This is a genomic window from Halomonas heilongjiangensis (genome assembly GCF_002879645.1).
GTDB lineage: Bacteria > Pseudomonadota > Gammaproteobacteria > Pseudomonadales > Halomonadaceae > Halomonas > Halomonas heilongjiangensis.
The window spans coordinates 108,213-119,799 of sequence record NZ_PNRE01000100.1 but is presented as its reverse complement, the minus strand read 5'-3'; the positions used below and the strand labels follow the sequence as shown (position 1 = coordinate 119,799).

At 66.5% G+C, this 11,587-nt stretch carries 12 protein-coding genes; 2 read left to right on the top strand and 10 right to left on the bottom strand.

Features of this window, described 5'->3' with window-relative positions:
* Positions 1 to 254 precede the first annotated feature (254 nt).
* The 10 genes from C1H66_RS21055 to C1H66_RS21010 all read right to left on the bottom strand — a co-directional run bounded on the left by C1H66_RS21055 (position 255) and on the right by C1H66_RS21010 (position 10,104).
* Positions 255 to 491, bottom strand: coding sequence for a DUF2933 domain-containing protein (locus C1H66_RS21055; protein WP_102629827.1), 237 nt, complete (start codon positions 489 to 491; stop codon positions 255 to 257).
* A gap of 358 nt (positions 492 to 849) precedes the next feature.
* Positions 850 to 1,620, bottom strand: a complete 771-nt coding sequence (locus C1H66_RS21050; RefSeq protein ID WP_102629826.1) for a copper resistance protein B — start codon at positions 1,618 to 1,620, stop codon at positions 850 to 852.
* Between the two features lie 9 nt (positions 1,621 to 1,629).
* Positions 1,630 to 3,603 carry a copper resistance system multicopper oxidase gene (locus C1H66_RS21045; RefSeq protein ID WP_102629825.1) on the bottom strand — a complete coding sequence of 658 codons (1,974 nt, stop codon included), beginning with the start codon at positions 3,601 to 3,603 and terminating at the stop codon, positions 1,630 to 1,632.
* Positions 3,604 to 3,676: 73 nt separating this feature from the next.
* Positions 3,677 to 5,005, bottom strand: a complete 1,329-nt coding sequence (locus tag C1H66_RS21040; RefSeq protein ID WP_102629824.1) for a sensor histidine kinase — start codon at positions 5,003 to 5,005, stop codon at positions 3,677 to 3,679.
* Positions 4,992 to 5,657 carry a response regulator transcription factor gene (locus C1H66_RS21035; protein WP_102629823.1) on the bottom strand — a complete coding sequence of 222 codons (666 nt, stop codon included), beginning with the start codon at positions 5,655 to 5,657 and terminating at the stop codon, positions 4,992 to 4,994. The genes C1H66_RS21040 and C1H66_RS21035 overlap by 14 nt, the downstream gene beginning before the upstream one ends.
* Before the next feature lie 4 nt (positions 5,658 to 5,661).
* A complete protein-coding gene (locus tag C1H66_RS21030) occupies positions 5,662 to 6,159 on the bottom strand; it encodes a cupredoxin domain-containing protein (RefSeq protein WP_102629822.1) in 498 nt (165 codons plus the stop codon).
* Between the two features lie 103 nt (positions 6,160 to 6,262).
* Positions 6,263 to 7,084, bottom strand: coding sequence for a prolipoprotein diacylglyceryl transferase (gene lgt / locus C1H66_RS21025; RefSeq protein WP_102629821.1), 822 nt, complete (start codon positions 7,082 to 7,084; stop codon positions 6,263 to 6,265).
* A 46-nt stretch (positions 7,085 to 7,130) separates the two neighbouring features.
* Positions 7,131 to 7,994, bottom strand: a complete 864-nt coding sequence (locus C1H66_RS21020) for a WD40/YVTN/BNR-like repeat-containing protein (protein ID WP_102629820.1) — start codon at positions 7,992 to 7,994, stop codon at positions 7,131 to 7,133.
* A gap of 79 nt (positions 7,995 to 8,073) precedes the next feature.
* Positions 8,074 to 9,696, bottom strand: coding sequence for a multicopper oxidase family protein (locus C1H66_RS21015; RefSeq protein ID WP_170064209.1), 1,623 nt, complete (start codon positions 9,694 to 9,696; stop codon positions 8,074 to 8,076).
* A 72-nt stretch (positions 9,697 to 9,768) separates the two neighbouring features.
* Positions 9,769 to 10,104, bottom strand: a complete 336-nt coding sequence (locus C1H66_RS21010; RefSeq protein WP_102629818.1) for a hypothetical protein — start codon at positions 10,102 to 10,104, stop codon at positions 9,769 to 9,771.
* Positions 10,105 to 10,357: 253 nt separating this feature from the next.
* Here C1H66_RS21010 and C1H66_RS21005 point away from each other — a divergent pair, with 253 nt between their 5' ends.
* Together C1H66_RS21005 and C1H66_RS21000 are read left to right on the top strand one after the other, a co-directional pair.
* Positions 10,358 to 10,756, top strand: a complete 399-nt coding sequence (locus C1H66_RS21005; RefSeq protein ID WP_102629817.1) for a hypothetical protein — start codon at positions 10,358 to 10,360, stop codon at positions 10,754 to 10,756.
* 137 nt (positions 10,757 to 10,893) lie between these two features.
* A complete protein-coding gene (locus tag C1H66_RS21000) occupies positions 10,894 to 11,541 on the top strand; it encodes a Spy/CpxP family protein refolding chaperone (protein WP_102629816.1) in 648 nt (215 codons plus the stop codon).
* The last annotated feature ends 46 nt before the right edge of the window (positions 11,542 to 11,587 follow it).

Genomic DNA, 11,587 nt, shown 5'->3' with positions numbered 1-11,587 from the left:
TGAGAGGCCCTTCACGATGAATGCATCCCATCCCAAGCTCAACCCGCACCGGGAAAGACAGCGGCGACGCAGACTCCTGACACGTGTGGTACCGGTCCTGCTCAACCGGCACCTCTTCTGCTAAGTTTGCGTCGCACTCAGACTTCGCGAGCCCGTCTTGCTGCGGGGCTTGATGAAGCTGAAAGCAAAAAAGATGAATACCGCCGAGTTCAGAACCACCAGTATCCATAGCCCGTAGGCGCTTTGCTCGGCATTCATGTCTCATCCCCTCCGCCCTTGCCGTGTTTACCATGCCCCCCATGACCACCGTGCATGAACACATGCATCAGCGGGCAAGCCAGTAGAATGAGAAATGGCAGAAACTGTATGAAGTGAACCCTGTGCTCGGCCCAGAGCAGGTACACCACGAAGGCGAGAAAGAGTCCCAGCGGCAACCAGAAGCGTATTGGCTGCAGGCCACCGGAATCGGAGGGGGGCTTGTCGTGTTCCATGGTTCACCTCGCATGGTGGAGTGCGGCCATCTCAAGGGCCGAACTCGATGGACGGCTCGTGTCTGGGTATCGTCGAGGAGGGACGCGCTCAGATACGCAGCCGTGCCGTGGCGAGATAAACGGATGTGACGGTATGTGGTAAGCGACTGATGGGGAACGGTGCGCCGTCCATCTCGAGAGGCAATAAGATGTGCCTTTCATGCCAAGGGGGTCCGACGATACGCGACAATGGCATGCCGACACATCCAGTATGGCAATGGACGACGCCGACCGCGTTGATGCAGATCAAGCGCCGGCGTGTTCCGGTCAGGCCCAGGTCACGGCGCCGCCCGGGGGCAGAAGCGCACGGCGTCTCACGTCATAACAGCACACGGATGCCAGCCACGATGCCCGTATCTTCCACATGGCCGCCTCGCGCCCGGGCCAGGTCGGCGGTGTCGCCATAGCGCTTTTCCCAGTAGCCGCCGACATAGGGGGCGAACCTGCGGGTGATCTCGTAACGCAACCGCAGGCTGGCGTTGACCGAGTTGAGTCCCTCGCCGACACCGAACTCTGGGACTTCGCTACCTGCCGCGACCACCTCCGCGCGGGGTTGCAGGTACCAGCGCTGGGTCAGGCGCACGTCGTGCTCGGCCTCGAGCTGCGCCCAGGCGTCGCCATCCTCGCTGACCTTGAGGTCGAGGCTGGTCTCGATGCGGTAGGGCGCCGTCCCCTGCAGGCCGATCACGCCGTAGAAGCGCTCGGGATGGTCGTTCGAGCCGACGTTGCCCTGGTAACCGATACCGCCCTGGAGTTCCCAGAAATCCGCGATCAGGCGGCTGTAACGCAGGTCGAGGGCTTCGAACTCGGCGCTTTCACCGTCGCCCTGGACGTTCTCGCCTTCGCTCTTGAGGTACACGCGGTTGATGTCGCCGCCGTACCAGGCCTCGAAATCCCAGACCAGCGCCTCGTCGCCCTTGTCGGGAACGACATACTCGAGGCGGTCGAAGAGCACCGCGCCCGTGTTGTGTTCCATCATCGGCGAGGGCCAGTCGGCCGGGGCGTCGTAGCCATCCTCGGCGTGAGCCCCGGTCACCGTCAGCATGGCAAGGGCGGCGCAGGCAACGGGCAATGCAGTGCTGGTTTTCATGCGAACTCCTTACGAGACCTTGACGACCCGGAACATGCCGGCATCCATGTGATAGAGGAGATGGCAGTGGAACGCCCAGCTGCCTTCGGCATCGGCGGTGATCAGGGCCGAGACCCGCTCCCCCGGCTTGATGTTCAAGGTGTGCTTGCGGGGGATCAGCTCACCGGCGCCGTTCTCCAGTTCCATCCACATGCCGTGCAGGTGAATGGGGTGCTCCATCATGGTGTCGTTGATCAGGATCAGGCGCAGGCGCTCGTCCTTGCGGAAGTGGATGGGACCGGTGACCTCGCTGAACTTCTTGCCGTCGAAGGACCACATGTAGCGCTCCATGTTGCCGGTCAGATGCAACTCCAGCTCACGGCCCGGTTCACGGCGGTCGGGCCACGGCGTGAACGCCTTGAGGTCGCGATATACCAGCACGCGGCGCTCGTCAGGATCGATGCCGATACCGGCCTGGTCGTATTGGGAGCCGGGCTGAGCGACACCGGCGGGAAGCATGGCGCCCTCGCCTTCTCCAGAAGGCGGGGCTTCGCCGTGGTCCATGCCCGCCATATTGGAGTGGTCCATGTCCGCCATGCTGGCGTGATCCATGCCCGCCATGCTGGAGTGGTCCATGCCCGCCATATTGGAATGATCCATGCCCGCCATGCTGGAATGATCCATGTCCGCCATGCTGGAGTGGTCCATGCCCGCCATATTGGAATGATCCATGTCCGACATATTGGAGTGATCCATACCCGGCATGCTGGAGTGGTCCATGTCCGACATATTGGAGTGATCCATGTCCGGCATATTGGAGTGATCCATACCCGGCATGCTGGAGTGGTCCATGCCGCCATGCGCGCCCATCGCCTCCATGCCGCGGTCGGCAATCCGTCTACGCTCCGGAATGGCCGCCGTCATCCCCTCGCGGGGCGCCAGGGTGCCGCTGGCATAGCCGCTGCGGTCCATGGCCTCGGCGAACAGGGTATAGGCGGTATCGGCTTCGGGCGTGACGAGCACGTCATAGGTCTCGGCGACCCCGATGCGGAACTCGTCGACGGGTACGGGCTGTACCGGCTGGCCGTCGGCGGCCACCACGGTCATCTTCAACCCGGGGATGCGCACGTCGAAGTAGCTCATCGCCGAGCCATTGATCACACGCAGGCGAACCCGCTCGCCGGGCTGGAACAGCGCCGTCCAGTTCTCTCCCGGGGCATGCCCGTTGAGCAGGTAGGTATAGGTGCTGCCGGTGACGTCGGCGATATCCCGTGAGCTCATGCGCATCTGGGCCCACATGGCGCGCATCCTGGCCGTGTCGGCGAAGCCGTCGGCGCGTGCGTCGGCCAGGAAGTCGGCGATGGTGCGCTCCTGGAAGTTGTAATACCCCTCGGCGGTCTTCAAGTTACGGAAGACACTGGCCGGGTCCTCGAAGGTCCAGTCGGTGAGCAGCAGCACGTGCTCGCGGTCGTAACGGAAGGGCTCACGCTCGGCGGCATCGATGATCAGCGGCCCGGCATGGCCGAGCTGCTCCTGCATCCCCGAGTGGCTGTGATACCAGTAGGTGCCACTCTGGCGGACCGGAAACCGGTAGGTGAAGGTTTCCCCCGGTGCGATGCCGGCGAAGCTGACCCCCGGCACGCCATCCTGTTCCGCCGGCAGGATCAAGCCATGCCAGTGAATGGACGTCGGCTCCTCGAGCAGGTTGGTGACCCTCAGGACGGCATCCTGCCCCTCCTTGAGCCGGATCAAGGGGCCGGGGCTGGTGCCATTGATGCTGATCGGGCGGGCGGCCCGGCCATCGATGGGCAGTGACTCCCGGCGGATGGCCAGCGAGACCTCGGGGCCGGTTTCCACCCCCTTGGGGTAGGGATTGGCCTGGCCCCAGGGATTGGCCCAGGCCGGCCGCAGACCCAGGGAGGCCGTGCTCAGCCCAAGGGCGGCACCGCCCATGAGGAGCTGACGGCGCGAGAGAGGGAAAGCCGCCGCTTTCGAGCTTGCCATGCGTGTCTCCTGTCGGGGATGAAACAGGAGTCGATAGTGGCCCAACAAGCTGAAACAAGGCTGAACGGCACGGTCAGGGCCCCGGATCGCCATGCGCAAGGGTGATCACCACCCGCAGGCCGCCTCGCCCACCGACCTCGAACTTCAGCACGCCACCGTACTGCTCGACCAGTTGCCGCAGGATGGAGAGCCCCAGCCCGTGGCCGGGCCTGCCTTCGTCGAGGCGAAGGCCGCGCCTGCCCAGCAGGGCGATGTCTTCCGCGGAGACGCCGGGGCCATCATCCTCGACGGTGAGCGTCAACGATTCCGCCAGTTCCAGACGGCAGACCACCTCGCGATCGGCCCACTTGCCGGCATTGTCGAGAACGATGCCCAGCATCTCGGTGAAATCCTGGCGCTCCACGCTCACGCTGGCCTCTGCCGCCGGTATTGCCGCGAGGCGAAAGCGCTTGTCGGGATGCAGGGCCCCGAACATGTCGATCAATCTCTCGACCTCGCGCCGGATAAGGGTCCGCTGGCCGGTATAGGGCCCCGCAATGCGAGAGCGACGCAGCTCGGACTCGAGCTGGGCATGCATGTCTTCCAGGCGGAGCAGCATTTTCGCGCGACGCCCGTCATCGATGGGACGGGAGCCTCTCAGCACCTGGGTGACGGCGGCCAGCGGCGTCTTCAGGGCATGCGACAGGTTGGCGACGGATTCTCGGGAGCGTTGCAACCGCCGGTCCTGGTCGTCCATGAAACGGTTGAGCTGCGCCACCAGGTTGTCGAGTTCGGAGGGAGTGTCGAGGCGCAGTCGCTCCCGCTCTCCCGACTGCAGCTCGTCGAGCTGTCGCTGAAGCCGGGACAACGGCCGCAACCCCCGGTTGACGGCGATCAGATTGAGCGCGACCAGCAGCATCAGCAGCACGCCGGCGATTCCCCCCACCCACCAGTGCAGCGTGGTCAGCCCCGCCGCCACCTGGGCGAAATCTTCGCCGATGAGCAGCACCCCTGAGTGGCCATCGAGAGTGAACACCTTGCGATAGGCCAGCAGTTGCCGACCCTGCCAATGGATATCGACGAGGGTGTCGTCGTCTCCTTTCAGGTGGGGTTCCAGCGGCGCCAGCCAGCGAGGGTGGGAGGTGGTGATCTCGCCATCCAGCCGCAGCGCATAGAGGTGATGGAAGACCTGGTAGCCCCCGCCAGCCGACTCGAGCCAGGCGGGGAGCGAGTCCTGCTCCTGGCGAAACTGCTGCAGCGTGTGCTCGGCCTCCTGGCGCAGACGTTCACCGAGAAAGCCGCGGGCGAGATCGTGCAGCAGGATGCCGTGCAAGAGCCAGGTGACGCCGACCACGATCACGGCCACGCCGCCCAGCCAGGTGAGCAGGCGAAAGCGCAGGCTGCGCCGGTCAACGTGACGCAAGCAGGTACCCCTGGCCGCGGCGTGTCTGAATGACCTCCTTGCCGAGTCGACGGCGCAATCGGCCGATATAGACCTCCACCAGATTAGGCGCCGCGGCGTCCTGATCCAGGGCGTAGAGCTGGTCGAGCAGTTGCGACTTGGAGAGCACGCGATCGGGGTGGTGCATCAGGTAGCGGAGCAGCCGAAACTCGGTGGCCGTCAGGACCTGCCAGGTAGCGCCATCCGTGCTGACCCGCTGCGTATGCTCGTCGAGCTGGAGCCCATTGACGGTCAGTATCTGCGTCAGGCCGCCCGACCGCCGCCTGAGCAGGGCATGCAGCCTGGCGAGTAATTCGGCCTCGTGAAAGGGCTTGGTCAGATAGTCGTCGGCACCGCGGCGCAGGCCGATGACCTTGTCTTCCCAGGTGTCGCGGGCCGTGAGGACCAGGATGGGCAAGCGATGCCCCTGCTCACGCCAGCGTTGCAACAGGTCGAGACCCGAGCCATCGGGCAGGCCGAGGTCGACAATGGCCAGGGCATACTCCTCGGTGGCCATCAACGATTCGGCCACGCGAATGCTTGTGGCCGAATCGACGCTATAGCCGTCGTCTCCCAAGGTTTCCGCCAGGCTTTCGGCCAGCAGATCATCGTCTTCGAGAAGCAACAGCTTCATGCGTTCAACCCCGGATGTGGATGTCTCCCGCCATGCCGGATTCGTAGTGGCCGGGAAGATTGCAGGCGAATTCCAGGGCGGTGACGTCCTGGGAGGCGGTCCACACCAGGGTAGCGGTTTCGCCCGGTGCGATGGTCACCGAAGGCATCTGGCCACCGTGCGCGCCTTCCGCCATGTCGTGGCCACCGTGACCAGCATGGCCGCCGTGGCCGCCCGACCCCATCGCCTGCATCATCTCGCGGTGCTCCTCCTGGGCCTGGGCATCACCGATCACGAACTCGTGCTCGAGATTGCCGGTGTTGGTGATCTCGAATTTCACCGTCTCGCCCGGCTTGATGTCCAGCTGGCCGGGGGTGAACCACATATCGCCGGCCTCGAAGCTGATGGTGCGGTCGACCTGGACATCGCCCGAGTCACCCTGGTGACCACCACCATGCTCCCCCGCACCCAGGGCGGCGGTGGAGAACACCCCAACGGCCATCGCCAGCAGCATCTTACGCATGTGAATCCCTCTTGTAGTCGTCAGTGGAGCCTCCGTTATAAGCCACGACCCTGAAACGGGGCTGAAAGCATCTCGATACGCCTTCTTGCCGTGACAGCGAGGCTCAACGAAGGGTGGCACACCCGGTCGGCTCCGGCCGTTTCGCCTCGTCCACCGGCCGTCGACGCGACCAGGCGACCAGTGCCGTACCCGCCGCGAGCATCGGCAGCGTCAGCAGCATGCCCATGGTCACCCAGTCGAAGGCGATGAAGCCGATATGGGCGTCGGGCAGGCGCACGAATTCCACCGCGAAGCGGAAGACGCCGTACAGCAACAGGAACAGTCCCGAGATCAGCCCCCTCCGCCGGGGCTCGCGGGAAAGCCACCACAGCATGGCAAACAGCACCACACCCTCCAGGGCGAACTCGTAGAGCGCCGAGGGATGGCGCGGCTCCGGCCCCATGTGCGGGAACGGCATGGCCCAGGGCAGCTCGCTGACACGGCCCGGCAACTCGTGGTTGATGAAATTGCCGAGGCGCCCCGCCCCCAGGCCGATCGGCACCAGGGGAGCGATGAAGTCGGTGAGCTGGAAGAAGGCGAGCCGGTGCCTGCGGGCGAACAGCAGCGCCGCGATCAGCACGCCGGCCAGGCCCCCGTGGAAGCTCATCCCCCCCTCCCAGACGCTGAACAGCCACAGCGGATTGGCCAGGAACTGCTCCATGCCATAGAAGAGGACGTAGCCCAGGCGCCCGCCGACCACGACCCCCAGGGCGCCATAGAAGAGCAGGTCGCCGATGTCGTCGTGGTTCAGGCCCAGGCGGTGAGCGCGACGCCGGCCCAGCCACCAGGCGGCGACGAAGCCGACCACATACATCAGGCCATACCAGTGGACCTGCAACGGTCCGATGCCGATGGCCACGGGGTCGATCTGAGGATACTGGATCATATGATGTCCCTTTCAGTGTCAATCGTGGGTGGTGCGGGGCGCTCGCTCACAGCGGCGACCAGTCCTGCCCGCCGTTGGTGCTGAGCAGCAGCCGACCCTGGTCATCCGCCGCCACGAGCCGGGCAGGATCATCGGGAGCCACCGCCAGGTGGGTCAGGTAGCGCTCGCCCCAGTCGCCGTTGACCACTTCCCACTGGCGGGTGGCTTCATCGGCGCGGATCAGGCCGACACCGAGCATGAAGGCGTAGAGCACCTCGCCATCGGCCACCACCAGGCTGACGGGGCGACGCTCGGGATGCAGCTGGCGCCAGCGCTGGCCGCCATTCGGGCTCATCAGCAGCCCCGCCTGGGTCGCGGCATAGAGATGCTCCGGGTCGCGACTGGAGGCCGCCAGCCCGATCAATCCGTCCGGCACGGCCGCCTGCACCCGCCAGCCATGGCCACCGTCGCGGCTGACCTGCAGCCGGCCGGCATAGGCCCCGTAGAGCACGTCCGGGTCGGCCTCGCTGATGGTCAGCTGATGGAAGTCCACCGGCCCGTCGACACCCGGCGAGCGCTGTTCCCAGCTCCGGCCGCCGTCACTGGAGACCAGCACGCCGAGATTGCCGCCACGCGCCGGATGGCCACTGGAGAAGAGCGTCTCGGCGTGCTGGGGATGGGGCGTGAAGCCCATGAAATCGTGGGTCTCGTTCGAGACCTGACGGGCCAGGCCATCGCCACCGACGACATGGAAACCATGGTGGGTGGCCAGCAGGATGCGCTCGCTGTCGGCGCGATCGAAGGCCAGGCCGTGGATATGGGTCTGCTGGCGCAACTGCTCCAGACTGGTGCCGTCTGGCTCGCTGGAGCAGCCGGCCAGCAGCGCGGACACCAGCAACAGGGGGGCGAGGCGCCCTCGGAAATTGGTCATGCCTGAACTCTCATCGTGATCTCGGGGGCCGGCACCACCGCCTGCCGGGGCGGCGCCGGGCGTCAGTGAAGCCAAACGATCAGCGAATACGGATCGCCGCCATCATGCCCAGTTCCTCATGCTCGATGATGTGGCAGTGGAACAGCCAGTCGCCGGGCTCACGGAAGACCAGCCGCAAGCGCAGGCGCTGGTTCGGCGCCAGGTTCACGGTGTCCTTCCAGGCCAGCCAGGGCGCCTCCCGCCACTCGCCATCGGCCTCGCGGCTGGCGATCACCTGGAAGTGCGTGCCGTGTACATGGAAGGGGTGATCCATGTGGGAGTCGTTGAACACTTCCCACTCTTCCACTTCGCCGACCTGGCCCTCGAACATCACCTCGCCCATGGCAAAGCTGCGGCCATTGATCAGGAAGTCCACCGGCGGGCGGCCGTTGTCGCTCATCATGCCGTCAGCGTCGCCGCCATGACCGCCGTGGTCCATCGTGCCACCGGCATCGCCACCGTGTCCGCCATGATCCATCGTGCCACCGGCATCGGCCTCGCCGGCGTCATGCTCCATGTCGGGCATCACTTCCGTCAGTGCGATCGTGCGGCGCACGGCGGGCTCGCCGAGGGGCTCGATCCTGGCCAACCGCGCCGGCAGGATCACGGCGGGGAGCACATCGGCCTCACGGGTATGGATCGTCAGCAGCGGGGCCACCTCGTCCAGATGTGCAGGCCGAGCGCCCATCCAGCCTCGCTCGTAGGGGTGGCTGGCCAGTACGAAGCGCTCCCCCCCCTGCTCGCTGATACGCACCAGCAGATCGGCACGCTCGCCCGGTGTCAGCAGCAGTTCCTCCAGCGACCGGGGCTGCTCGAGCAGCCCACCGTCGGTACCGATCAGGGTGAGCTCGTGCTCCTCCAGGCGCAGGCGAAGATAGCGGCCGGCACAGGCATTGACCAGTCGCAGCCTCAGGGTGGTGCCCGGTGCCACGTCCAGGCGCGGCCATCGCTGGCCGTTGACCAGCAGCAGCTCGCCCTCGCGGCCGTTCATCCAGTCCTCGTCGGTATGCGGCGCCACCTCGCCGGCACCGCTCAGGCGCAGGTCGTTGACCACCAGCAGGTGCTCCTCCACCTCGGCCGGCACCACCTCCTGCCGCGGGCGAACCAGCAGTGCCCCGGCCAGGCCATGGGCGATCTGGCCAGCCAGCACGCCGTGAGGATGCGGATGGAACCAGTGCAGCGCCGCGCTGCCGTCGGCGAAGGTGTGCCGATAGCGGCGCGCCTCGCCCGGCGCCACGGCATCGCCGGGCCCGCCATCGTGCTCGTTGGCCACGGCCACGCCATGCCAGTGCACGGTGGTCTCCTGCTCCAGCTCGTTGACCAGGGTGACGTCGAACTCGTCGCCTTCGGTGACCTCGATCAGCGGCGCCACCTTGCGGTTGTAGAGCCACAGCCGAGCATGACGGTCGTCGCCCAGGGCGACCGCGTGCGGCGCCGGGGTGAGGGCACTGCGGAACAGGCCCGGTCGGTCGGACAGGTTGGCGATGCGAGGCAGCGGCTGCAGGGGCTGCAGGGGCTGCCCCTCGGGCAGGGTCGTGGCATCCAACAGGGAAACGGGGGCATGGTCGGCATGCCGACCGGCGATGGCATAGGCCAGCAGCCCCGATGCGGAGAGCGCCACCCCGCCCAGGGTGGAATAGCGCAGGAAATCACGGCGTTGCATGGGAATCTTCCTCGTTGCTCGAACAGCCATCACCGCTCGCACACGACGAGCGGCATCGTCAGGGACGGGTGTTCAAACGCGAGGAGGCCGCTCGAGGCGGTCGGGCACGCGAAGGGGAAGGGACTCGGCCACCGCCCAGCGCGGTTCGTGGGACGGCGCCGGGCCGGAGGCGAAGGCCTGCAGGCTACCGTTGCAGACGGAACAGGGAGCCCCACAGGTCATGGTCTCCATGGGGGACTCGGTCAGGCCGTCGTCGTGTTGGGCCCGCTCGGTCGAATCCATCACCGCGGCATGAGAATCCATGCAGCCCTCCCCCTCGTATACCCAGGCACTCGCCGCCGCCTGCGGCAGCGCCAGGGCGATGCCGAACAGCAGACAGAGCAGCCAGTGGAGAGGACGATAAGGCATGGGCGATGTGTCAACCAGTCCAGAGTGTGTCGAGGCACCGAAACGCTAGTCTTCCACGCCCCCCTTCGGGGCGCAAGTCGCACAGTAGGACCAACGGCCCGGATGTTGGTTCACGGAAAAAGCCGCAAGAAAACCAGCGGCCTGTACCCCGCGCACGGCTTGATGATCGACACCCGGGTTGATACACGTCAAGTAGTGTCACGCCGAATTCGACTACGCTGAAGTGGCATCAACCAACAGGGAGCGCCTCTCCATGGGCCCGCCGTCTGCAGTATCCCGGCCTCGCAAGGCTCCCGGCTCCGCACGGGGTCGAGGCTGGCTGGCCGCCCTGCTGGGGCTGGCGATGCTGTTGGCCGCTTCCCTGACCATGGCGCACACTATCGCGATCGACGCCACGGCATTCCCGGGCGCCGGCGTCGCGGGCATGGCGACCGATCACGACCAGCACTGCCACCACGGGCATGGCAACCACCCGGTCGGCAGCGCCCTGCTGCGCATGGAGCGCCCGGACCTCGAGCCCGAACCCTCCCCCGTCTCCGTGGCCGACATGGTCACGGCACCCCGGGTCGCCGCCGTCAGCGGCCTGCCGCGGGCCCGCCCCGATCCTTCTCCGGTTCCCGTCTATCTGCTGACGCGACGCCTCAGATCCTGAGATCGTCACCCGCCTCGCCCCGCGCCCGGCGCGTCACCGGCCCGTGCGCGCGCCGCGGCAATGCGCCACAGCGACCAGACGATGATCACCCGACGAGTCCTTTTGTCAACGACTCGTGGCTACCAAGGAGAAAGACCATGAACACTTCCAAGCGCACCCTCGCCCTCGGCCTGGCCCTGGCCCTTGGTGCCGGCGGCGCCGGTTTCGCCCTTGCCCAGGGCATGGCGGGCGGCATGATGGACGGCGGCCAGGGCGGTATGGGCCCCGGCATGAAGGGAGGAATGATGGGGGGCGGTATGGGCCCCGGCATGATGGGAGGAATGATGGGGGGCGGCATGGGCCCCGGCATGATGGGCGGAATGATGGGGGGCGGCATGGGCCCCGGCATGATGGGCGGAATGATGGGCGGCGGCCAGGGCGGCATGATGCCCTGCCCGATGATGAGTGGCCCCGGCATGGGCATGATGCAGCAGATGCTCGAGCCCGAGCAGTACCGCGAGATGCGCGAACTGATGCAGGAGCACCGCCCCATCCAGTTCGAGCGTATGGGGCAGCTGATGAACCTGCGCGAGGACCTGATGGCCGCGATGCATGACTCGCGCCCCGATCCCGAAACCGTCCAGGAACTCCACGGCCGCATGGCCGAGCTGCACGGTGAGATGCTCGCCGAGCGAGTCCGCCTGCACAACGCCATGCACGACCTGCTCACCGAGGAGCAACGTCAGCAGCTGCAGGAGGCCGCGCCTCCCACGGTGGACCCTGACGACCACGACGCCCACCACTGAGCAGAAGCTCGGCCCGGCGGGGGCCTCCGACTGGCCACCCGCTCGG